At 66.8% G+C, this 23,243-nt stretch carries 21 protein-coding genes; 14 read left to right on the top strand and 7 right to left on the bottom strand.

What is annotated here, in order from left to right; all coding sequences use genetic code 11:
• Positions 1–52 precede the first annotated feature (52 nt).
• From IAG39_RS28685 to IAG39_RS28665, 5 genes are read right to left on the bottom strand one after another with little or no spacing between them, the layout of a single operon-like run.
• Positions 53–766 carry an ABC transporter ATP-binding protein gene (locus tag IAG39_RS28685; protein ID WP_059378086.1) on the bottom strand — a complete coding sequence of 238 codons (714 nt, stop codon included), beginning with the start codon at positions 764–766 and terminating at the stop codon, positions 53–55.
• Positions 763–1,503, bottom strand: a complete 741-nt coding sequence (locus IAG39_RS28680; protein ID WP_059378085.1) for an ABC transporter ATP-binding protein — start codon at positions 1,501–1,503, stop codon at positions 763–765. Before IAG39_RS28680 ends, IAG39_RS28685 begins: the two co-directional genes overlap by 4 nt.
• Entirely contained in the window at positions 1,496–2,470 is a 975-nt protein-coding gene (locus IAG39_RS28675) for a branched-chain amino acid ABC transporter permease (protein WP_118931650.1), read from the bottom strand. Before IAG39_RS28675 ends, IAG39_RS28680 begins: the two co-directional genes overlap by 8 nt.
• Complete coding sequence (locus tag IAG39_RS28670; protein WP_118931651.1) at positions 2,470–3,330, bottom strand: branched-chain amino acid ABC transporter permease; 861 nt, start codon at positions 3,328–3,330, stop codon at positions 2,470–2,472. The genes IAG39_RS28675 and IAG39_RS28670 overlap by 1 nt, the downstream gene beginning before the upstream one ends.
• Positions 3,331–3,352: 22 nt before the next feature.
• The gene (locus IAG39_RS28665) at positions 3,353–4,570 is read right to left on the bottom strand and encodes an ABC transporter substrate-binding protein (protein ID WP_059378078.1); all 1,218 of its coding nucleotides are present in this window, start codon (positions 4,568–4,570) and stop codon (positions 3,353–3,355) included.
• A 209-nt stretch (positions 4,571–4,779) separates the two neighbouring features.
• Between IAG39_RS28665 and IAG39_RS28660 the strand changes: the two genes are divergently transcribed.
• From IAG39_RS28660 to otnK, 8 genes are all read left to right on the top strand, one after another.
• Positions 4,780–5,193, top strand: coding sequence for a carboxymuconolactone decarboxylase family protein (locus tag IAG39_RS28660; protein ID WP_059378339.1), 414 nt, complete (start codon positions 4,780–4,782; stop codon positions 5,191–5,193).
• Complete coding sequence (locus IAG39_RS28655; RefSeq protein ID WP_118931652.1) at positions 5,190–6,107, top strand: NAD(P)-dependent oxidoreductase; 918 nt, start codon at positions 5,190–5,192, stop codon at positions 6,105–6,107. The genes IAG39_RS28660 and IAG39_RS28655 overlap by 4 nt, the downstream gene beginning before the upstream one ends.
• 119 nt (positions 6,108–6,226) lie before the next feature.
• The gene (locus IAG39_RS28650) at positions 6,227–7,204 is read left to right on the top strand and encodes a Bug family tripartite tricarboxylate transporter substrate binding protein (RefSeq protein WP_059378074.1); all 978 of its coding nucleotides are present in this window, start codon (positions 6,227–6,229) and stop codon (positions 7,202–7,204) included.
• An 82-nt stretch (positions 7,205–7,286) separates the two neighbouring features.
• Positions 7,287–7,928: an aldolase gene (locus tag IAG39_RS28645; RefSeq protein ID WP_118931653.1), complete on the top strand. Its 642-nt coding sequence runs from the start codon at positions 7,287–7,289 to the stop codon at positions 7,926–7,928.
• Between the two features lie 14 nt (positions 7,929–7,942).
• Entirely contained in the window at positions 7,943–8,743 is an 801-nt protein-coding gene (gene otnI, locus IAG39_RS28640; RefSeq protein ID WP_118931654.1) for a 2-oxo-tetronate isomerase, read from the top strand.
• Positions 8,740–9,714 carry a D-erythronate dehydrogenase gene (gene denD, locus IAG39_RS28635; RefSeq protein ID WP_118931655.1) on the top strand — a complete coding sequence of 325 codons (975 nt, stop codon included), beginning with the start codon at positions 8,740–8,742 and terminating at the stop codon, positions 9,712–9,714. The genes otnI and denD overlap by 4 nt, the downstream gene beginning before the upstream one ends.
• Positions 9,715–9,760: 46 nt before the next feature.
• Complete coding sequence (gene ltnD, locus IAG39_RS28630) at positions 9,761–10,669, top strand: L-threonate dehydrogenase (RefSeq protein WP_118931656.1); 909 nt, start codon at positions 9,761–9,763, stop codon at positions 10,667–10,669.
• Complete coding sequence (gene otnK, locus IAG39_RS28625) at positions 10,666–11,922, top strand: 3-oxo-tetronate kinase (protein ID WP_118931657.1); 1,257 nt, start codon at positions 10,666–10,668, stop codon at positions 11,920–11,922. The genes ltnD and otnK overlap by 4 nt, the downstream gene beginning before the upstream one ends.
• A gap of 36 nt (positions 11,923–11,958) precedes the next feature.
• On the opposite strand, the gene IAG39_RS28620 is transcribed toward otnK, so the two are convergent.
• Positions 11,959–12,666, bottom strand: coding sequence for a FadR/GntR family transcriptional regulator (locus IAG39_RS28620; protein ID WP_059378058.1), 708 nt, complete (start codon positions 12,664–12,666; stop codon positions 11,959–11,961).
• Between the two features lie 242 nt (positions 12,667–12,908).
• Between IAG39_RS28620 and IAG39_RS28615 the strand changes: the two genes are divergently transcribed.
• Positions 12,909–14,933: a TonB-dependent receptor domain-containing protein gene (locus IAG39_RS28615; protein WP_410469193.1), complete on the top strand. Its 2,025-nt coding sequence runs from the start codon at positions 12,909–12,911 to the stop codon at positions 14,931–14,933.
• Between the two features lie 95 nt (positions 14,934–15,028).
• Here IAG39_RS28615 and IAG39_RS28610 read toward each other — a convergent pair whose 3' ends face one another.
• Positions 15,029–15,919 carry a LysR substrate-binding domain-containing protein gene (locus IAG39_RS28610; RefSeq protein ID WP_059378055.1) on the bottom strand — a complete coding sequence of 297 codons (891 nt, stop codon included), beginning with the start codon at positions 15,917–15,919 and terminating at the stop codon, positions 15,029–15,031.
• A 190-nt stretch (positions 15,920–16,109) separates the two neighbouring features.
• On the opposite strand from IAG39_RS28610, the gene IAG39_RS28605 reads away from it, so the two are divergent.
• The 5 genes from IAG39_RS28605 (at position 16,110) to IAG39_RS28585 (ending at position 23,234) form a co-directional block, all read left to right on the top strand.
• A complete protein-coding gene (locus tag IAG39_RS28605) occupies positions 16,110–17,579 on the top strand; it encodes an NAD-dependent succinate-semialdehyde dehydrogenase (RefSeq protein ID WP_118931658.1) in 1,470 nt (489 codons plus the stop codon).
• Between the two features lie 18 nt (positions 17,580–17,597).
• Positions 17,598–19,232 carry a GMC family oxidoreductase gene (locus IAG39_RS28600; protein WP_118931659.1) on the top strand — a complete coding sequence of 545 codons (1,635 nt, stop codon included), beginning with the start codon at positions 17,598–17,600 and terminating at the stop codon, positions 19,230–19,232.
• Between the two features lie 43 nt (positions 19,233–19,275).
• Entirely contained in the window at positions 19,276–20,478 is a 1,203-nt protein-coding gene (locus tag IAG39_RS28595) for an ABC transporter substrate-binding protein (RefSeq protein ID WP_118931660.1), read from the top strand.
• 114 nt (positions 20,479–20,592) lie between these two features.
• A complete protein-coding gene (locus IAG39_RS28590) occupies positions 20,593–21,471 on the top strand; it encodes a branched-chain amino acid ABC transporter permease (protein ID WP_240633203.1) in 879 nt (292 codons plus the stop codon).
• Positions 21,468–23,234, top strand: a complete 1,767-nt coding sequence (locus IAG39_RS28585; RefSeq protein WP_118931662.1) for an ABC transporter permease subunit — start codon at positions 21,468–21,470, stop codon at positions 23,232–23,234. The genes IAG39_RS28590 and IAG39_RS28585 overlap by 4 nt, the downstream gene beginning before the upstream one ends.
• Positions 23,235–23,243 lie beyond the last annotated feature (9 nt).

Raw genomic sequence — 23,243 nt, 5'->3', positions numbered from 1 at the left:
CGAACCGCCGTGTCTACGTAAAGACGCAATATATCCCGTCGGCGGGCCATGGCTACAAACCGAGGTAGGCCGCCCGCACGCGGCCGTCTTCCAGCAGTTCGGCGCTGGGGCCGGACAGCACCAGGGAACCCGACTGCAGCACGTACGCGTACTCGGCCACCGATAGCGCCAGGCGCGTGTTCTGCTCCACCAGCAAGATGGTCAGGCCGCTGCGGTGGATGTCTATCATGGCCTGGTGCATCTCCTCGACGATTTTGGGTGCCAGGCCGTGGCTGGGCTCGTCCAGCAGCAACAGCCGCGGCTCCAGCATCAAGGCGCGGCCGAAGGCCACCATCTGCTGCTCGCCGCCGGACAGCGTGCCGGCCTGCTGGCGGCGCCGTTCCCGCAACCGTGGAAACAGCGCGTAGATCCGCTCGCAGCCGCGCCTGACCGCCGCCATGTCGCGGCGGCGGGTGTAGCCGCCCAGGTACAGGTTTTCCTCGACCGTCATTTCCGGAAAGACGTGACGGCCTTCCGGCACGTGGGCGATGCCTAGCTCGGGGACGCGGTGCGGCGCCAGGCGCAGGATCTCCTGCCCGTCGAACCTGACACTGCCGCCGACCTTGTCGAGCAGGCCGGAGATGCAGCGCAGCAGCGTGCTCTTGCCAGCCGTGTTGGCGCCGACCACGGCGACGAAGCCGCCCGCGGGCACGTCCAGCGTGATGTCGCGCAGCACCGGGCTGCGGTCGTAGGCGGCGGTCAGCCCCTGGATCTGCAACAGGCTCATGCCGGCACCTCCAGCTGCTCCAGCGACTTGCCCAGGTAGACCTCGATCACCGTGGGATCGGCCGCGATCTGCGCCGGGCTGCCCTCGGCGATCTTCTGGCCGAACGACAGCACCAGGATCCGGTTGCACAGGCGCATGATGGCGCGCATATGGTGTTCCACCACGATGAAGGTGATGCCGGACTCGTCGCGCAGGGTGCGGATCAGGTCCAGCAGGGCGTCCATCTCGGATTCGTTCAGCGCCGCCATGACCTCGTCCAGCAGGAATACCTTGGGGTCGGTGCACAGCGCGCGCGCCAGTTCCACCCGCGCCTGCTCGGGAAACGACAGTTCGCCGGCGGGCTTGGCGGCGATGCCGGACAGGCCGACGCGGTCGAGATTTTCCAGCGCAAGCCGGCGCGCCCGGCCGACGTCGTGGCGCAGCAGCCCGCCGACCAGGACGTTGTCCAGCACCGTCATCTCGGGAAACAGCGCCACGTTCTGGAAGGTCTTGGTCATGCCCAGCGCCGCGATCTGGTGGGGCCGCAGGCCGCTGATGTCGCGCCCTTCCAGTTCGATGCTGCCGCCATTGCCGCGGTACAGCCCGACCAGCAGGTTGAACAGGGTGGTCTTGCCGGCGCCATTGGGGCCGATGAGGCCCAGGATGTCGCCGCGGGCCACGGTGAACGACACGTCGTCCACGGCTTTCAGGCCGCCGAAGCGGCGCTGGATGCGTGAGACCTTGAGGATGTCAGGCATGCTGGCCTCGCGTCAGGTTGCGCAGCCGGGTCCACAGCGCCGACAGGCCGCGCGGCTCGATCAGGATGATGGCGATCAGGATCAGCCCGAAGGCCAGCTGCGATACGCCCGCGGTGTGGCCCGACAGCCAGTCGTTGAACGTCTCTTCCAGCGGGATGATGACCAGCGCGCCGATCAGCGGGCCGGCTACCGTGCCCACGCCGCCGATGATGCAGATCAGCGCCACGCGCACCGAGATGCCGACCAGCGAGAAGACCGTGTCCGGGTCGAAGAAGTAGATGAACTGCGCGTACAGCGTGCCGCAGGCGCCCATCAGCGCGGCCGAGATGACGGCGGCAAGGATGCGGGTGCGGGCGGTGTCGACGCCGATGACTTCGGCGGCCTGCGGGTTGGCCTTGACCGCGCGCAGGCGGTAGCCCAGGCGCGAATGGCTGATCAGCGCGAACACGATCGAGGTAATCACCGCGGCCGCCAGCATCAGGTAGTAGTAGGGGATGCTGGACTTGAACTGCATCTGGGCCAGTCCTTCCGAGAACGGGATGGACACGCCGACCGGCCCGCCCGTTACGGAGGCCCAGGTGTTGGCGATGGCGCGCAGCACTTCGCCGAAGGCCAGCGTGGCCAGCGCGAAGTAATGTCCGCGCAGCCGCATGGTGGGCAGGCTGAGCAGCGCGCCCGCGGCCGCGGCCACCGCCATGGCGGCGACGATGCCCAGCCAGGGCGAGATCCCGTAGCGCATGAGCAGCAGGGTCGAGGTGTAGGCGCCTAGTCCGAAGAAGGCCGCATGGCCCAGCGAGATCTGGTTGGCCAGGCCGCCCACGATGTTCCAGGACTGGCCCATGGCGGCAAACAGCAGCACCAGCGTCAGCACGCGGATACCGTAGCCCTGGTCTTCCATCAGCCACGGCACGATCAGGGCGGCCGCCAGCGGCAGCGCCCACAGCAGGAGTTGTCGGTTCTTGGTCATCAGCCCGCCCTTTTCAGAAGACCTTCCGGGCGCACGGCCAGCACCAGGATGAAGATGGCGAACAGCGCCAGGTTCTGCAGCTGCATCGGCAGCACCAGCGACGACAGCGACTGGATCACGCCGACCGCCACGCCGCCCACTACCGCGCCTATCACGCTGCCCAGCCCGTCCAGCACCACCGCCGTGAACATCAGCACGCTGAACTGCGCGCCGACGGTGGTCGAGGCGGTCAAGTAGGGCAGGATGATGCCGCCGCCCAGCGCCGTCATGCCCACGCCCAGCCCGAAAGCCAGTTGGTGCACGCGGTGGGTGGAGATGCCGGACAGCCTGGCGGCCATGGGATCCTGGGCGGTGGCCCGCACCGCCATGCCCCACCAGGTTTTCTTCAGGACCCACCACAGGGCCAGGCCCGCCACCGACGCGACCGCGAAGGCCAGCAGGTAGGGGGCGCTGAGCAGGATGGGGCCCACGGCCAGCGCGGTCATCTGGTAGGGCGTCTGTACCGAGCGGAACTCGGATCCGAACAGGATCAGCGCCAGGTTCTCCATGACGATGAGCAGGCCCACCGTCAGGAAGATCTGCGCGACCGCCGGCGCCTTCAGTACCCGGTTGATCAGGTACTTCTGCGTCAGCACGCCCAGCGCAAAGGCCACCGCGAACGACAGCAGCGACCCCAGCAGGGGGTCCAGGCCGAGCAGCTTCCAGGCGAAGTACGCCACGAACATGCCCACCATCAGGAATTCGGCCTGGGCGAAGTTGACGATGGACACCACGCCGAAGACGAGCGTGAGTCCGATGGAGATGACCGCGTAGACCCCGCCCAGCAGAATGCCGTCCATCAGTGCCTGCAGAAATTGCATGACCGTGCTCCGCGCGTGGGGTTCAGGAGGCCGTGATGACGCGGCCCTTGGCCAGCGCCTGCGGCCAGACCGAGACCAGTTCGCCCTTTTGCCACTGGACCATGATGGGCTGCGCCATGGTGTTCAGGCCGTTGGCGTCGAAATGCACGCCGCCACCCGACATCACGCCGGCCCAGCCCTGGTCGTACTTCTGCGCGCGCAGCGCCTGGGAGACCGCTTCCGGCTTGTCGGACGCGGCGACTTCCAGCGCCTGGGCCAGCACGCCCGCGCACACCGCATGTTCCAGCGCCTCGTGCGGCATGAAGGTGCCGAAGCGCTTGCGGTAGCGCTCGGTGTATTCGGGCGCCTGGTCGTAGTTGGCGGGGGCGATCGACAGCACCGCCTCGGAGTACTGCCCCAGGGCCTTGGCGAAGTCGGGAATGACGTAGCCCGCGGCTCCGCCCACGATGGGCACGGTCAGGCGCTGCTGCCGCATGACGCGGATGATCAGCAGGCTGTCGTTCAGGTACGAGATCGGGAACACGATCTGGGCGTCCGATCCGCGCAGCTTGCTGATCAGCGGCGTGACGTCGGTGATGCCCAGCGGATAGGCCTCGTCCAGCACGACCTGCGCGCCCGCCGCCTTGGCCGCATTGCGCACGCCAACCGCCTGCGAGGTGCCGTAGGCGGTGTCCTCGTACAGCAGCGCGATCTTCTTGATGTCCGAAGCGCCCGCCACCACCGAGGCCGCATAGTCATACTGCGCGCGGCCCAGCACCGAGCCTTTGGATACCACCTGGAAGATGTGCTTGAAGCCGCGCTCGGTGAGCACGTCGGAGAACGACATGGTGAGCAGGGGGATGCCGCGGCGCTCGGTCACTTCCGAGATTGCCAGCGTCAGCGACGAGGCGTAGGCGCCGATGATGGCCACGCAGCGGTTCTGCGTGATCAGGCGCTGCGCCACGGTGGCCGCGGTGGTGGGCTGGGAAGTGGCGTCGGCAATGATGAGCTTGAGCTTGGCCCCACCCATGGCCTTGATGCCGCCGGCTGCGTTGATCTCGTCGGCGGCCAGCTCCAGTCCCTGGCGCGAATTGATGCCGAACTGGGCGTTGGCGCCCGACAGCGGCAGGATCACGCCGACGTTGATTTCCGCCGGCGCGGCCAGCGCGCGGCCGGGCAAGCTGGCGGCCAGCGCGGCCGCGCCCAATCCAGCGACGAATTCCCTGCGCCCGCGGCGCATGGCCTGTTGGGGTTTTGTCATGTCTGTCTCCTGGCTTTTTTCGGGTGTGGCGCAAGGCTGCCGGCCCGGCGCTCTGCGGCACATTATTCTGCTCAAATCTTAAGCAGTCAAGAAGATTGTCTGACAATCTGACTATTGACGATTGCGGGAAAGTTGCCGGACAATCAGACAAAATGGATCAGGCGGACGCCTGCTCCGCAACCCCTCACCCCATCACGCAAGAGGAACTCATGGCAGACACCAAATCCGAAACCCAGGCCCTGTTCGACCAAGGCCTGAACCTGCGCCGCGAAGTGCTGGGCACCGAATACGTGGACGGCTCGCTGGCCCGCGCCAACGAATTCATGATGGCCTTCCAGCACATCACCACCGAGTGGTGCTGGGGCTACACCTGGGGCCGCCCGGGGCTGGAGAAGAAGACGCGCAGCATGCTTAACCTGGCCATGCTGACGGCACTGAACCGTCCCGCCGAGATCAAGCTGCACGTCAAGGGCGCGTTGAACAACGGCGTGACGGTCGAGGAGATCAAGGAAATCCTGCTGCAGGCCACGGTCTACTGCGGCATTCCGGCGGGGCTGGATGCATTCAAGGTCGCCAACCAGGTGCTGGAAGAAGAGGGCGCCTTCAAGGAGTCCAAGGCATGAGCGCCGCGCAGGAGCGCGTGGGCCTGATCGGCATCGGCAGCATGGGCTGGCCCATGGCGGCCCGTCTGGTACAGGCCGGCTTTGCCGTCACGGTGTTCGACGCCGTGCCGGGCCAGGCGGACAAGTTCGCCCAGGAAGTGGGCGGCCAGGCCGCCGCCACCTGCGCGGAATTGGCGGCTCAGTCCGACATCGTCTTCACCATGCTGCCCACCAGCGCGATCGTCGAGCAGGTGCTCAACGGCGAACAAGGCGTGCTGGCGGGCCTGCGCCCGGGCAGCGTGGTGGTCGACATGAGTTCCGGCGTGCCGGCGCATACGCAGCGCCTGGCGCAGGCCGTTGCCGCCGCCGGCGGCGTCATGGTCGACGCCCCGGTGTCCGGCGGCGTGCCGCGCGCACGTACGGGTGAGCTGGCCATCATGTACGGCGGACCCGCCGCGACGCTGGAGCGGGTGCGCCCGGCCCTGTCCAGCATGGGCACGACGATTACGCCGGTGGGCGAGGTCGGCAGCGCCCACGCCATGAAGGCCTTGAACAACCTGGTGTCGGCCGGCGGCTTCCTGATCGGGGTGGAGGCGATGCTGATCGGCCAGCAGTTCGGCCTGGATCCGAACGTGATCGTCGACGTGCTCAACGCGTCGACCGGCATGAACAATTCGACCCAGAAGAAGTTCAAGCAATTCGTGCTGTCGCGCCAGTTCAACTCGGGATTCGGCCTGGACCTGATGGTCAAGGACCTGGGCATCGCGCTGGGCATCGCGACCGATACCGGCACGCCCACGCCGTTCGCCTCGCTGTGCCGCGAACTGTGGGCCTCGGCCGGCAAGACGCTGGGCAAGGGCCAGGACCATACCGCCGTTGCGCGCCTGTCCGAACAGCTCGCAGGCGTGGAGCTGGGCGCCAAGCCCAAAGGCTGAGCAAGCCGCGGCCGGGCTGTCGCCCGCGCCGCTTCCCTTCCAACGTAGCGCAAGAATCCGCCGGCACAAGGCGGAGGGCCGGCTGTTGCCGGCAACCATGAAAACCGAGGAGCAAAACCATGAGGAAGACCATACTGGCGTCTGCTGGCGCCTGCCTGTTTGCATTCAGCGCCCTGGCGGGGGCGCAGGGCTATCCCGCCCGCGCCATTTCTATGGTGGTGCCTTATGCGCCCGGCGGGTCCACGGACGGCCTGGCCCGCATCGTGGCGCAAGCCATGGGCGAGAATCTGGGGCAACCCGTCGTGGTGGAAAACCAGGGCGGCGGCGGCACGATGATCGGCAACCAGCGCGTGGCGCGCGCGGCGCCGGACGGCTACACCATCACCTTCGGCAATATGGGATCGCTGGCGATCGCGCCGTCGCTCTATCCCGCAAGCAAGTTCGATCCGCGCCGCGACATGACCGCGATCGGACTGGTGGCGACCGTGCCGATGGTGCTTTCCGTCAGCAAGGCCAGCGGCATCACCAAGCTGTCCGATTTCGTCGAACGCCTGCGCAAGCAAGGCAAGGACGTGAACTTCGGCAACGCCGGCTCGGGTTCCACCAGCCATATCGCGGCGGCCTATTTCCTGCACGTCACCGGGACCCAGGGCATGCAGATTCCGTATCGGGGCGCGGGGCCGGCGATCAGCGACCTGATGGCGGGCACCGTGGAAGCCGTGATCGACCAGACGGTCACCATGATTCCCATCCATGAAGGCAAGCGCGTCACGGCGCTGGCCGTGGCCAGCCCGAGCCGGCTGCCGCAGATCCCCGATGTGCCTACGTTCGCGGAAGGCGGCGTGCCGCAATTCAATATGAGCGTCTGGAATGGCATTGCCGCGCCGGCGGGCACGCCGCCGGCGGTGGTGGCGCGGCTGGAGGAGGCGCTGGCGGCGGCGCTGAAGAGCCCGAATGTACGCGAGTCGCTCGACAAGCTGGCGGCGCAGGCGCCGGGGACGCAGGAGCAGGGCTCCGCGGCCTTCCAGGCCTTGATCGCGCGCGACGTGCCGCGTTTCGCCGAACTGATCCGGGATGCCGGGATAACGGTGAACTGAGGCTGGCCGGGCAGAGATCGCGGATTCCTGCCCGGGACTTACCCTGGGTGTCTTTTTTTGCCAGAATTTGTATGATGACCTTATGAATTCTGAAGAATCCCGCATTCGCGAAGAGATCTGCGCCGTCGGCGCCAGTCTCTATAACCGCGGCTATACCGTGGGCGCCGCCGGCAACATCAGCGCGCGCCTGGACGACGGCTGGCTGATCACGCCGACCGACGCCTGCCTCGGACGGCTGGATCCCGCCGAACTGTCCAAGGTCGATGCGGCGGGCAGGCACGTGTCGGGCAGCAAGCCGTCCAAGACGCTGGAGCTGCATCGCGGCATCTACCAGGCCAGTCCCGGCGCCCGCGGCATCGTGCACACGCATTCCACGCATCTGGTGGCGCTGACGTTGGCGGGCGTCTGGCGGCCCGATGAAGTGCTGCCGCCCATCACGCCCTATCAGGTCATGAAGGTCGGCCGGATTCCGCTGATCCCCTATCGCCGTCCCGGCGATCCGCAAGCCGCGGCCGAGGTCGCCGCGGTGGCCGGCGAGGTGCGGGGGGCGCTGTTCGAGCGCCTGGGGCCGGTGGTATGGGAACGCTCCGTGGCGCATGCCTCCTACGCGCTGGAAGAACTGGAAGAAACCGCCCGCCTGTGGCTGATGAGCAATCCCCGGCCGGCGCCATTGAGCGCCGCGGCCATCGATGAACTGCGGGTCGTGTTCGGCGCGCGCTACTGAATCAAGGAACCGCGATGCCGCGCCTGGCCGCCAATCTCAGCATGATGTACACCGAGCATCCCTTCCTGGACCGCTTTGCTGCGGCTGCGAGGGACGGGTTCGCGGGTGTGGAGTTCCTGTTTCCCTACGAGTATCCGGCGGCCGAGCTCCAGGCGCGGCTGCAGGGGCAGGGGCTGACCCAGGCGCTGTTCAACGCGCCGCCCGGCGATTGGGCCGCAGGCGAGCGCGGCACGGCCTCGCTGCCGGGCCGCGCCAGCGAGTTCCGGCGCGGGGTCGACCTGGCCTTGGAATATGCCGCCGTGCTGGGCAACCGCAAGCTGCATCTCATGGCCGGGCTGATACAGCACGGGCAGGACCGCGCAGCGCATCGCGCGGTCTATCTGGAGAACCTCGCTTGGGCCGCGCGCGCCGCGGCATCCGCCGGCGTGACGGTGGTCATAGAGCCGATCAACACGCGCGACATTCCGGGCTTTTTCCTCAACCGTCAGGACGAGGCCCAGGCCATATGCGCCGAGGTCGGCGCCGATAACCTGAAGGTGCAGTTCGACATCTATCACTGCCAGATCGTGGAAGGCGATATCGCGGTCAAGCTCAAGCGGGACATGGCGGGCATTGGCCACATCCAGATCGCGGGCGTGCCGGACCGCCACGAACCGGACCTGGGCGAGCTGAACTATCCCTATCTGTTCGAACAGATCGATGCGCTGGGCTATGCCGGCTGGATCGGCTGCGAATACCGGCCCCGGGCCGGCACCTCCGCCGGGCTGGGCTGGGCCCGGTCCTATCTGACCCACACGGGGCATACCGCGATATGAAGATACTCATCACCGGCGGCGCCGGATTCCTGGGGCAGCGCCTGGCCCGCAAGCTGCTGGAGCGCGGCACGCTGGCATTGGATGGCGGCAAGCCTGAAGCCATCACGCGGATCGACCTGCTGGACGTGGTGCTGGCTCCGGGGCCGGACGATCCGCGCATCCATGCGCAGGTCGGCGATATCGCCGATCCCGCAGTGTTGCGGCAGGCCATCGACACCGAGACTCGCGCCATCTTCCATCTGGCGGCCATCGTCAGCGGGCAGGCGGAGGCCGATTTCGATCTGGGCATGCGCATTAACCTGGACGCATCGCGCGCGCTGCTGGAGACCTGCCGCGCGCTGGGCCACAAGCCGCGGGTGATCTTCACCAGTTCGGTCGCGGTGTACGGCGGCGCGCTGCCCGACACCGTGCGCGACGATACCGCGCTCAATCCCCAATCGTCCTACGGCACGCAGAAGGCCATTGCCGAACTGCTGCTGGCGGACTACACGCGGCGCGGCTATGTGGACGGGCGCGTGCTGCGCCTGCCCACCATCAGCGTACGTCCGGGGCGGCCCAATGCGGCGGCTTCCTCGTTCGCCAGCGGCATCATCCGCGAACCCTTGAACGGCCTGGAGGCCGCCTGCCCGGTGAGCGCCGACACGCGCCTGTGGCTGCTGTCGCCGCGCGGCGCGATCCAGGCCCTGATCGCCGGCTGCGAACTGGAAGCGGCCGCCGTCGCGGACCGTGCGCCCATCAATCTGCCAGGGGTTTCGGTCACGGCAAGCGAGATGGTGCAGGCGCTGCGCCAGGTCGCGGGCGAGGAGGTCGCCGGCCGCGTCGGCTGGCAGCCTGACGAGCGCGTCGAGCGCATCGTGGGCAGCTGGCCTGGCCGCTGGGACACTGCTCGGGCCGAGCGCCTGGGCTTGCGCGGCGACGCCGATTTCGCGGACATCATCCGCGCCTACATGGCCGACGACCTGCCGCGCTGAGCGCAGGCTGCTCTCCATTCCTACCGTAGCCGGGACCGCCAACGATATGAGCAATCCTCAAACCCCCTCCCGCCGCGTCGGCGTCATCGGCCTCGGCACCATGGGCGCGGGCATCGCGCAAAGCCTGCGCCGGGCCGGCCACGACGTGCACGTGTTCGACGTCCGCCAGGAAGCTTGCGCGGCATTCGCGGCGCAGGGCGGCGTGGCCTGCGCCACCCTGGCCGACATGGCGGCCGCCTGCGACATCGTCATCAGTGTGGTCGTCAATGCCCAGCAGACCGAGGAGGTGCTGTACGGGGACGGCGGCCTGGCCGCCGCGCTGCGCCCGGGGGCGGTGTTCGTGATGTGTTCCACCGTGGATCCCAACTGGTCCATCGCGCTGGAGGCGCGGCTCGAAACGCAGGGCATCCTGTACTTGGATGCGCCCATCTCGGGCGGCGCCGCGCGCGCGGCCTCCGGCGAGATGACCATGATGACTGCGGGCCGCGCGGCGGCTTACGCCGCCTGCGGCGCGGTGCTGGAATCCATGGCCGGCAAGGTCTACCGCCTGGGCGATCGCGCCGGCGCGGGCAGCAAGGTCAAGATCATCAACCAGCTGCTGGCGGGCGTGCACATCGCCGCTGCGGCGGAAGCCATGGCGCTGGGCCTGCGCGAGGGCGTGGACGCGGACGCCCTGTATGAAGTGATCACGCACAGCGCGGGCAACAGCTGGATGTTCGAGAACCGCATGGCCCATGTGCTGGCGGGCGACTATACGCCGCTGTCCGCGGTCGACATCTTCGTCAAGGACTTGGGACTGGTGCTGGACACCGCCCGGCATACCCGCTTTCCCTTGCCGCTGGCTTCCACCGCGCATCAGATGTTCATGCAGGCCTCCAGCGCCGGCCACGGCCGCGAGGACGACAGCGCGGTCATCAAGATATTCCCGGGCATCGCCTTGCCGGAGGCTAAATGAGCATCAAACTGGGCTGCATCGCCGATGACTTCACCGGCGCCACCGATCTGGCCAACAACCTCGTGCGCGCCGGCATGCGCACGGTGCAGACCATAGGCGTTCCTGGCGAACCCCTGCGCGGCGAGGCGGATGCGGTGGTGGTCGCGCTCAAGACCCGCACGCTGCCCGCGGCCGAGGCCGTGGCGCAGTCGCTGGCGGCGCTGGACTGGTTGCTGACGCAGGGTGCGGAACAGATCTACTTCAAGTATTGCTCCACCTTCGACAGCACGCCCGAGGGCAACATCGGACCGGTCGCGGATGCGCTGATGGCGCGGCTGGGCACGGACTTCACCATCGCCACGCCGGCCTTTCCGGACAACAAGCGCACGGTGTTCAAGGGCTATCTGTTCGCGGGCGACGTGCTGCTGAACGAATCGGGCATGCAGCACCATCCGCTGACGCCCATGACCGATCCCAATCTGGTGCGCGTATTGTCCGCGCAGACTTCGCGCCGCGTCGGGCTGATCGACTACAGCGTCGTGGCGCGAGGTAGCGAGGCCATCCGCGCCCGCATCCGGGAGTTGCGGGCGCAGGGGGTGGAGATCGCGATCGTGGATGCCGTGTCCAATGCCGACCTGCTGGCTTTGGGACCCGCGCTTGCCGGCATGCCGCTGCTGACGGCGGGTTCGGGCGTGGCGATCGGACTGCCCGGCAACTGGGGTCTGACGGCGGCGTCCGCAGACGCGCGGCAACCGCGCGCGCCCGGTTTGCAGGCGGTGGTCGCGGGTAGTTGCTCGGCGGCGACCAATGGCCAGGTGGCCGCGTTCATGGAAAGCGGCCGGCCGGCGCTGGCGCTGGATCCGTTGCGGCTGGCGGCGGGCCACGACGTCGTGGGAGAGGCGCTGGCCTGGGCCGATGCGCGCATGCATGACGGCCCGGTGCTGATCTACTCCACCGCTCAGCCCGCGCAGGTGCGGCAGGCGCAGAGCGAACTCGGCGCCGCGCGCGCGGGCGCCTTGATCGAGGACGCCATTGCGCGCATCGCGGCGGGCCTGGTCGAACGCGGCGTGCGGCAACTGATCGTGGCGGGCGGCGAGACCTCGGGGGCGGTGGTACAGGCCTTGGGATTGCAGCAGATCGTCATTGGCGAGCAGATCGATCCCGGCGTGCCCTGGTGTTCCGGCCATGCGCCCGCGGCGCAAGGCGACATCAGCATCGCGCTGAAATCAGGCAATTTCGGCACGCGGGATTTCTTCATCAAGGCATTCGGCTAGGCGCCGGCCGCAGCGCGCGCGCCGCGGCTTTCCCGCCTAGCGGTGCGCCTGGCTCAAGCGCTTGGCCGCGTTCACCATATGGATGCGTGCGGCCTCGCGCGCGCCGTCCACGTCCTTGCTGCGTATGGCTTCGACGATGGCGACGTGTTCCTGCAGCACGTCGCGCATCAGGCTGGCGTGGCGGGCCTCGTTGGCGCGCGTGACGCGTGTGGCCGCTTCCAGGAACTGGCTGACGAAGGCCAGGGTCGTCAGGAAATAGGGATTGCCGGTGGCGCGGGCGATGCTGCGATGGAAGGCCACGTCTTCCTGCACGCCGTCGCCGCCGTTTTCCACCGCCTGCGAAATGGCGGCCAGCGCGGCGTCGATCTCCGCCATGTCCTGCTTCTTGCGCACTGCCGCGGCTTGCGCGGCGATCTCGGTTTCCAGCGCGCGGCGCAGGTCCACGATATGCAGCACGGCGTCCAGCGAGGACAGGTCGGCCGCATCGATGCGCAGGGCGCGGTTGCCGGCGTGGCCGGTGACGTATACGCCGCTGCCTTGCCGCGCTTCGACGATACCGTCCTGCCGCAGCCGCGAAACCGCTTCGCGGATGACCGTGCGGCTGACGCCGAATTGTTCGGCCAACGCGGTCTCCGTGGGCAATTTTTCCCCGGGCGGCACGCGACCCTCGTCAATCTCGGCGAGCAGGCGCTTGGCGACCGTGTCGGTCAGCGTGGGAGGAGTCGGGAGTCGGGGGAACACCATCGCCCTATGATACGCGCGCCCGCGCCGGCCCGGCCATGAGCCGCGGCGGCCGATTCACGGCGTCGCCAAGCTTGCGCCATTTTCGAAATGTTATATCATTCGCTAATTATTTGGTACGTTATAACATTTGAAAGAGGGCGATGATGAATGGCAAGAAACTGGGGTGGCAGAGGGAACGCGGCGGCAGGGTTGCCCTGCGGGCGGGCCGCCGGGGCGCGCTGAAGCCTCTGGTCTGCGCGTTGATGCTGGCCGCGCCCGCCGCGCAGGCCGACGAAGCTGCGGAAGCCGCCGCGGAACGTTCGGCCGCCAGAACCCTGGCGCCGATCACGGTTTCCGCCAACCCGCTGGGGTTGGACCTGAACAGCACCACCTTGCCGGCTTCGGTGCTGGAAGGCGACGCGCTGATCGAACAGCGCAACGGCACCCTGGGCGACACGCTGAAGAATCTGCCCGGCGTTAACAGCGATACCTTCGGCGGCGGCGCCAGCCGCCCCGTGATCCGCGGCCAGACCGCGCCGCGCGTGAAGGTGCTGTCCGACGGTTCCGAGGTCATGGACGCGTCCAGCATTTCTCCCGACCATGCCGTGACCGTGGAGCCGCTGCTGGCCGAACGCATCGAAGTGCTGCGCGGTCCGGCTACGTTGCTGTATGGCGGCGGCGCGATCGGCGGCGTGGTCAATGTGGTGGACAAGAAGATCCCGACGGCGGTGCCGGAGAAGGGCATCGAGGCCGAGGCCGAACTGCGCGGCGCCACGGGCACCAAGGAACGTGCGGGCGCGGTCGGCATTACCGCGGGCGAGGGGCAGTTCGCCGTGCGCGTGGAGGGCCTGAAGCGCCGCACCAGCGACTACGACGTGCCCGACTGGCCGGGCGGCAAGCTGGAGGGCTCATACAGCGAGTCGACGCAGGGCACGGTGGGCATGTCCTGGATTACGCCGCGCGGCTACGTCGGCCTGGCGTTCACGCATCTGGAAAGCAAGTACGGCCTGCCCGGACACAACCACGAATACGAAGGGTGCCACCCGCATGGCACGCACCTGCATTGCGGCGGCCATGATCATGGCCACGACGAAGACGGCCACGATCACGACCACGAGCACGAACACGGCGGCGTGCCTTACGTGAAGCTGCGCAGCAACCGCCTCGATCTGCGCGCCGAGTACCAGGATCCGTTCGCTGGCTTCGAGAAAATCCGCGTGCGTGGCGGCCTGACCGACTACCAGCATGACGAAATCGAAGGCGGCGAGGTGGGTACCCGCTTCAAGAACAAGGGCTACGACCTGCGCGTGGAAATGCAGCACAAGCCCATCGCAGGCTGGCGCGGGGTGGTGGGGGTGCAGAATGCCTACAGCGATTTCCGCGCCGATGGCGAAGAGGCCTTCTTGCCGCGCAGCAAGACGCGCTCTTACGGCCTGTTCGTGCTGGAGGAGTACCAACTGAACGACTGGCGTTTCGAGCTGGGCGCGCGGCAGGATTGGCAGCGCATCTCGCCCACGGGCGGCGCGCAACGCAGCAGCCTGTCCGGTACGTCGTTGTCGGCCGCGGCCATCTGGGACTTCGCGCCGCAGTATTCCGTGGCCCTGTCGTTGTCGCGCTCGCAGCGCCTGCCCACCGCGCAGGAACTGTATGCGGACGGCGTGCACCTGGCCACCAACACCTACGAACTGGGCAATCCGGACCTGGGCCGCGAGACCTCGCACAACATCGACCTGACCCTGCGCAAGCATTCCGGCGACACGACGTTCTCGGCCAGCGTGTTCCATAACCGGGTGAAGAACTACATCTACGCCAACACGCTGGACCGCTACGAGGACTTCCGCCTGATCGAGTACACCCAGCGCGACGCGGAGTTCACGGGCGTGGAAGGCGAACTGCGCCACCAGTTCACCCCGGTGTTCTCGGCCGCGGTGTTCGGCGACTATGTGCGCGGCAAACTGACGGGCGGCGACGGCAACCTGCCGCGCATCCCGGCAGCGCGCGCCGGCGTGCGCGCCGATATGAAGTGGCAGCAGTGGTCGGGCGGCGTCGAATACGCGCGCGTGTTTGCGCAGAAGGATATCGCCGCCTACGAGGAAAGCACGCCTGGCTACAACATGGTCAATGCGGTGGTGGCCTATCGCGGCCAGTATGGCGCCACGGGCTATGAGGTCTATTTGCGCGGCACCAACCTGCTGAACAAGCTGGCGTACAACCATGCCTCCTTCATTTCGACGGTGGCGCCGCTGCCCGGGCGCAGTGTGCTGCTGGGCGTGCGCATGACGTACTGAGGCTCGGAAACACACAGCAGCAGCGGAGACGGCAACCCCGTCTCCGCTTTTTTTTGCACGCGCGCCGATGCAGGGACCGGTTCCACGGCGTCCGCTCAGGGCTGGCGCTTGCTCAGATGGTTTACGAAGAGCTTGGCGGCGGTCGGCAGGGCGTCGAAGGAGCGCACGCAGATCTGGATCTGGCGCCGTGCCCAGGGTTCGGTCAGGGGAATGATGCGGATGTCGAACATGGCCGAGTAGCGGCGCGCGATGTCCAGCGGCAGCACGCCTATGCCCAACCCAGAGTTCACCATGAAGCACAGCGCGTCGAAGCCAGTGACCTGCACCTTGAGCTGGATGTTGCGCTTTTCATCGCTGGCGGCGTTGGAGAGGATGCGGTTGATGGCGCTGCCGCGGTGCAGCCCCACGAAGTCGTATTCCAGCGCGTCGGCGAAACGAAAGCCGGGCCTGTCCTGCAGCGGGTGGTCAGCGGGCACCACCAGCGCCAGCGTGTCTTCGCGGTAGGGGTGGATCTCGACGTCGTGGTCCGGCGCGGTGCCCGAAAAGATGCCCACGTCCGCCGCGTTCTCGGCGACCGATTTGATGATGGTCGAGGTGATCTTTTCTTCCAGATCGACTTGCACGTTGGGGTAGTCGTTCAGGAAGAGCTTGATGTCCTGAGGCAGGAACTGGGTGATCGCGGAAATATTGGCGTGTACCCGGATGAAGCCCCGCAGGCCGCGCGAGTAGTCGCGCATGTGCACCGATATTTCATCGAGTTCATGCAGCGCGCGCCGCGCCATGGTGGACAGCGCGACGCCGGCCGGCGTGGGGCGGATGCCCTTGTTGGTGCGGATGAGCAGCCGGATCTTGAGGTTCTCTTCCAGTTCGCTGATGCGCTTGCTGATGGCGGCCGCGGCGATGTGCTCGTGTTCGGCCGCCGCGGCGATGGTGCCTTGCTCGACCACGCTGATGAAGAGCTTGAGGGAGGTGGGGTCGAGACGCATGGCGGGACGGGCGGGAAAGCGGACGAGAGGTTCCATTGTAGCCATGGGCGGGCTTGTCATCGCGGATGGTGATGGCGGCATCGCTAATGACTGCTGTTGCGCAGGCGGGCGCCAGGGCTATCCTCCCCAAAAAATTTCGCACGGCCCAAGCGCGGACGGTGCGGAGCATGATGGATGGAGCGCGAGACAAATGAATCTGCAGAATAGCCAGCTGCTGCGGCAGCAGGCCTACATCGGCGGCGCCTGGTGCGACGCCGACAACGGCGCCACCATCACGGTGCGCAATCCCTTTGACGCCAGCGTACTGGGCACGGTGCCCAATCTGGGCCAGGCCGAGACGGCCCGCGCCATCGCGGCCGCCGATGACGCCCTGCCGGCCTGGCGGGCCAGGACGGGCAAGGAGCGCGGTGCCATCCTGCGCAAATGGCATGCCCTGATCGAGGCGCATGCCGACGACCTGGCGCTGCTGCTGACGCTGGAGCAGGGCAAGCCGCTGGCCGAGGCCCGCGGCGAACTGAATTACGCCTTGTCCTTCGTCGAATGGTTCGCGGAAGAGGCCAAGCGCGTCTACGGCGACGTGCTGCCCCACACGCGGGGTGACCAGCGCATGCTGGCCATCCGCCAGCCCGTGGGCGTATGCGCGGCCATCATCGCCTGGAACTTTCCGTCGGCCCTGGTCACGCGCAAGGTCAGCCCGGCGCTGGCCGCCGGCTGCACGGTGGTGCTCAAGCCGTCCGAACTGACGCCGTTCACCGCGCTGGCGCTGGCCTGGCTGGGCGAGCAGGCCGGCATACCGCCCGGCGTGCTCAACGTGGTCATTGGAGATCCCGCGCCAATCGGCACGGAACTGACGCAGAACCCCACGGTGCGCAAGCTGACCTTCACCGGGTCCACCCAGACGGGTCGGCTGCTGATGCAGCAGAGCGCCTCCAACATCAAGAAGCTGTCGCTGGAACTGGGCGGCAACGCGCCCTTCATCGTGTTCGAGGATGCCGACCTGGACGAGGCCGTGCAAGGCCTGGTCCTTTCCAAGTTCCGTAACGCGGGCCAGACATGCGTCTGCGCCAACCGCGTCTATGTCCACGCCAGGGTCGCCGACGCCTTCAATGACAAGCTGCTGGCGGAAATGCGCCGCATGAAGGTGGGCGGCGGGCTGGAAGAGGGCGTTACCCAAGGGCCGCTGATCGACCAGCGCGCCGTGGACAAGGTGGCCCGCCTGGTGGACGACGCCACGGCGCGCGGCGCACACCTCTTGGCAGGCGGCAAGCTGCGCGAGCCCGGCTCGCTGCTGTATGAGCCGACCCTGCTGGCCGGCATCACGGATGCCATGGAACTGGCGCACGAAGAGATCTTCGGCCCGGTGGTGGGCATCAGCACCTTCGAGTCCGAAGCCGCCGTGCTGGCGCGGGCCAACGATAGCGCCTCGGGCCTGGCCGCCTATTTCTACACCGCCAACCTGGAACGGGTCTGGCGCATGATGGAAGGGCTGGAGTACGGCATCGTCGGCGTGAACACCGGCGCCGTGTCCAACGAGGTCGGGCCCTTTGGCGGCATCAAGGAGTCGGGCGTGGGCCGCGAGGGCTCCAAGTACGGCATCGAAGAGTTCCTGGAAATCAAGTACGTCTGCCTTGCCGGCAAGTCGTTCAACGCGATTCCCTGACGCCCGCGGATTCCAGACATGAGCCAAGCACAGCAGCCCTCCCTCCGCGACGCGGATCAGTTCGATTATGTGATCGTGGGATCCGGCGCGGCCGGTTCCATCCTGGCCAACCGCCTGAGCGCGGACGGCTCGACGGTCTGCGTGCTGGAGGCCGGCCCGCCGGACCGCAGTCCCTACCTGCACATACCCGCAGGCTTCATCAAGGCGGTATTCAACAAGAAGTACGCCTGGCAGTTCTCCAGCGAAGGTACGGCGCAGACCAACGGACGGCGTGTGCCGATTCCGCAGGGCCGAACCCTGGGCGGGTCGACTTCCATCAACGGCCTGGTCTACAACCGCGGCCAGGCGGCCGACTTCGACCACTGGGCCGCGCTGGGCAACAGCGGCTGGTCCTACGACGAAGTGCTGCCGTACTTCAAGTCCATGGAACGGCGCGTGGGCGGCGACGACCGCTACCGCGGCCGCAAGGGCGAGCTGCCGGTCACGGACATAGACTGGATCCATCCGCTCTGCGAGGCCTTCATTGCCGGCGCGGTGGAACAGGGCATCCCGCGCAACCCCGATTACAACGGCGCGGATCAGGCCGGCGTGGGCTACTTCCAGCGCACCGTCGACCGCGGTTGGCGCATGAGCACGGCCAAGTGCTTCCTCAAGCCCGCCATGGGCCGCAAGAACCTGGAAGTGCGTACCTACGCGCAGGCGACGCGCATCCTGTTCGATGGCGGCAAAGCTGCCGGCGTGGCCTATTGCCACCCGGCGCATCCTTCGCAGGTCCGCGCGGTGCGTGCTCGTCGGGAAGTGATCGTGTCCTGCGGCGCGATCAACACGCCCAAGCTGCTGCAGCTGTCGGGCCTGGGGCCGGCGGACCTGCTGCGCCAGCACAATATCGACGTGGTGTGCGACCTGCCGGGCGTGGGCGAGAACCTGAGTGACCATTATTCGGTGCGGGTCGTGGCGCGCGTGAAGAACAGCCAGACCATGAACCAGCTGGTCAAGGGTCTGAGCCTGGCCGGCCAGATCAGCCGCTGGATGATGAAGCGTCCCAGCATCATGGCCCTGAGTCCGTCGCTGCTGCATTACTTCTGGAAGTCCACGCCTGACCTCGTCTTGCCCGACCTGCAGGGCGTGTTCACGCCGGCCAGCTACAAGGAAGGCTATGTGGGCATGCTGGATGACTTCCCCGGCATGACAGCGGGCGTCTGGCAGCACCGGCCCGAAAGTCGCGGCCAGGTGCGCATCCGTTCGGCGGACCCGCTGCAAGACCCCGTGATCCTGGCCAACTACCTGGAGAACGAGCGCGACCAGATGACGTTGGTGCGCGGTATCCGGCTGGCGCGCCAGCTGCTGCGTTCACAGGCCCTGGCGCCTTACTTCGACAGCGAGGTGCTGCCCGGCCCGCTGTGCGAATCCGATTCCGAATTGCTGGACTTCGCGCGCCGCTATGGCGTGTCGTCTTATCACGTCAACGGCACGGCCCGCATGGGCCAGGCCGATGACAAGTACGCGGTGGTCGACCCCCAGCTGCGGGTGCACGGCGTGGGCAATCTGCGCGTCATCGACTCCTCGGTGATGCCGGCCATGCCGTCGGCCAATATCTGCGCGGCCACCATGATGATCGGCAACAAGGCCGCCGACCTCATCAAACAATCCTGAATTGCCAATCAGCGGTCACCAGAGTGATCCAGAAGGAGACAAGATGTACTTCAAACATTTCCCCAAGACCATGAAATCCCTGCTGCTGGCGGCGGCGTTGGCGGGCGCCAGCGGCGCCGCGCTGGCCGACGACATCAAGATCGGCTTCAACAGCGACATGTCGGCCACTGGCTCGGCGGACTTCGGCATTTCGGCCTTGGCCGGCGCGCGTCAAGCGGCCGACGAGCTGAACGCGGCCGGCGGCGTGCTGGGCAAGAAGGTCGTCATCGTCGAGCGCGATGACGTGGGCGCGCCGCCCAAGGCCATCCAGAACACCAACGAGCTGGTCGACAACGTCAAGGTCAACGCCATGCTGGGCGGAGTCAACTCCGGCAATATGCTGGCCTGGCTGCACCTGGTGCAGCAGAAGAAGATCCCGACGATCTCGCCGGTAGCCACTGCCACCGACATCACCGGCCGCTATGCCAAGTCGCCGCCGAACTACGTGTTCCGCGTGTCCATGCGCGATCGCGACCAAATCGCGTTGCTGGCGGCCTACGCCGCCCGCGCCAGCAAGAACGGCAAGGTCGCCATCATTGCCGACACCACCGGCTACGGCCAGCAAGGCGCCAAGGACGCGGTCGAGATCCTGGCCCTGCACAAGATCACGCCCGTGGCCAACGAGAAGTTCGGTCCCAAGGACACGGACATGTCGTCGCAGCTGAACAAGATCAAGAGTTCGGGCGCCGACACGCTGATCGTCTATGCGCTGGCGGATTCCAACGCGCACGTCATGCGCAGCCTGGAGAAGATCAGCTACTTCCCGACCACGCTGGCCTCCTGGGCCAACCTGAGCTCGCCGTTCCTGCGCATCGCCGGTCCCGAGCTGGCCAGCAAGATGATCTTCACGGCGTCGATCACCGAAGACTCCTCGCCCGAGTCCAAGGCGCTGTATGACACGTTGATGAAGCGCGACGGCCGCGTGCCGACCTACGTCATGGCCGCGCAGGCGTATGACTCCGTCAAGCTCATCGCTGCCGCCATGGAGCAGGCCAAGTCGACCGAAGGCGAAGCCGTGCAGGCCGCGCTGCAGAACCTGGCCCAGGCCAAGGGCGTCATCAAGACCTACGAGAAGCCGTTCACCGCGGAAAACCACGAAGCCCTGTCGGTGAAGGACTTCCGCCTGGTGCGCTGGATCGACGGCAAGGTGGTGTCGGTGGATGACGAATACACCCGCGCGATCAAGCCGGAAGACCTGAAGCTGTAAGACGGCGCGGCAACGAGAAAGATCTCTCCCCGGTGCGCCGCGGCGCGCCGGGGAGTCGTCAATAGGGGGGCATCCAGCATGCAAATACTACAAGCCATCTTGAGCGGGTTGGCCATGGGCAGCGTCTATGCCCTGGTCGCATTCGGGTTCAGCATCACGTACACCACGACCAAGACCTTCAACTTCGGACAGGGTGCGTTCCTGGCGCTGGCCGGCCTGATCGGCATCAGCGCCATCCTGCTGGTCAGCCAGGGCAAGCTGATCGGCTTTCCAAATCCGGAGGACGTGACCTGGGGCACGTTCCTGTTCGCCCTGCTGGCCGCCATGCTGGTCCTGAGCTTGCTGGGGTACGTGCTCTACATCACCGCCATCCGCCACTTCGTGGGCGAGGCGGGCCTGTCCTGGGTGATGAGCACCATCGGCTTTGGCATCATCATCCAGAACCTGGCGCTGCTGGTATGGGGCCCGGCGCCGATAGCAGTGGCTTCGCCGCTGGGCGAGGGCATCATCACGGTCCTGGGGACCGGCGTGCGGCCGCAGGAGATCCTGGTTTTCGGCACCACGCTGGCGCTGATGATCGTGTTCGATTGGGTCTTGCACAAGACCAAGATGGGCAAGGCAGTGCGCGCGGTGGCGTTCAGCAAGACCGCCGCGAGCTTGATGGGCATTAATGCCAACGCGGTGGCGATCGCCGTGTTCGCGATCAGTTCGGCGTTGGCCGCGATTGCCGGCGTGATGGTGGCGCCGATTGCGACCGCCTCGGTATTCGTGGGCACGCTGTTGTCGCTCAAGGCCTTTTCGGCCGCGATCCTGGGTGGGCTGGAGAATCCGCGCGGCTGCATTTTTGGCGGCTTTCTGATCGGGTTGCTGGAATCGCTGATCGGCCTCTGGTATTCGAACCTGCGCGAAATCGCCGTGTTCGCGCTGATCATCGTGGTGCTGTATTTCCGCCCGGCCGGCATCCTCGGCCGCGTGCACGCGGAGAAAGTATGAAGCTCTCCAAGATTCTCATTCCGCTGGTCATCGCGGCGCTTGCCATCGGCTACGCCTATTCGGGCCTGAATGACTTCTATCTGTTGATCCTGTTCAACATCGGGGTCTATTACATCGCTGCCACCGGTTTCAACATCCTGGTCGGCCAGACCGGCCAGAAATCGCTGGGCCATGCCGGCCTGTTCGGCGTGGGCGCCTATACGGTGGCGCTCCTGACCGTGAATTACCAGGTCGATCCCTGGCTGGCGCTGGGCTGCGCCGCGGTTGTGTCCGCGGTCTTCGGCGTGGTGATCGCCATCCCGGCGCTGAAGGTCAAGGGGCCGAGCCTGGCGATGGTGACCATCGCCTTCGGCCTGCTGATCGAGAAGATCGTGTCCGAATGGACCGACGTGTTCAAGGGCCAGGAAGGCTTCTACGGCATCACCGGCCTGACCTTCGGCGGCGCCACGCTGGACAGCCGCCAGTGGGTGGTGGTGGTCGTGGTGCTGGGCCTGGCGCTGCACGCCATGACCTCGCTGCTGTTGAACGGCCGTTTCGGCCGCGGCTTTGCCGCAGTGCGCACCTCTGAAATTGCGGCCGAGAGCGTGGGCATCAGCGTCTACCGCTTCAAGATCCTGGCCTTCGCCATCAGCGCCATTACCTGCGGCATCGCGGGCGGCCTGGTGGCGCAGCAGAACCAGTACATCAATTCGGACTTCGTCAATTTCAACCTGTCGGTGTTCTTCCTGGTGTTGGTACTGTTCGGCGGCCGCACGCCGGCGGGCTCGTTCCTGGGAGCGGTGGTGCTGACGGTAATCGACGCCATGCTGGCGCGCTGGCCGGAAGTGCAGCATTTCGCCTACGGCCTGATCCTGCTGTTTGCGCTGTACGCCATGCCGGAAGGGCTGTCGGGCTTGTTGGCCAAGGTGCTGCCCAAGCGCGGCCAGCGCGAGGCGTTGGCTGCCGAGGCGGGCGCGGCCGATTGGACGCCGGCGCCTCCTGCCGACCATGGCGGCGCGGCGTCCGGCTTCCTGGAAGTGAAGGACCTGTACAAGGCCTTCGGCGGCGTGGTGCCGACCAACAAGGTGTCGTTCTCGCTGGAGCGCGGTTCCGTCGTGTCGCTGATCGGTCCCAACGGCGCCGGCAAGACCACCACGCTGAACCTGCTGTCGGGCCTGGTGGCGCCGGACGCCGGCAGCATCCGCTTCAAGAACCGCCAGATGGTGGGCCTGTCGCCCAATGAGATTGCTGCGTCGGGCATCGGCCGCACGTTCCAGAACCTGAAGCTGTTCGACGGGCTGAGCGCCCTGCAGAACGTGATGGTGGGCTTCTATCGGGTGCAGCAATCCAGCTTCTTCTCCAACCTGCTGGGCCTGCCCGGCAGCCTGGCGGAAGAGCGGCGCATCCGCCGCCAGGCCTACGCCATCCTCAAGTTCTTCGAACTGGACCGCTACGCGGACGAGGCCGCCAACAGCCTGCCCTACGGCCTGCAACGCCGCCTGGAAATCGCCCGCGCGGTGGCGGCCATGCCGGACCTGTTGCTGCTGGACGAGCCTGCCGCCGGCCTGAATCCCGCGGAAACCGACCAGCTGACGGACCTGATCGTGAAGCTGAAGAACATGGGCCTGACCATCCTGTTGATCGAGCATCACATGGATCTGGTCATGGCGATTTCCGACCATATCGTGGTGCTGGATTACGGCGTGAAGATCGCCTCAGGCCTGCCGAACCACATCCAGGAGAATCCGAAAGTCATCGAAGCCTACCTGGGCGCGCCGGCATAGGAGACCGCA

The sequence above is a fragment of the Achromobacter xylosoxidans genome (assembly GCF_014490035.1).
GTDB lineage: Bacteria > Pseudomonadota > Gammaproteobacteria > Burkholderiales > Burkholderiaceae_B > Achromobacter > Achromobacter bronchisepticus_A.
Note: the sequence above shows the minus strand (reverse complement) of the source record. Positions and strands in the feature narration are given on the sequence as shown.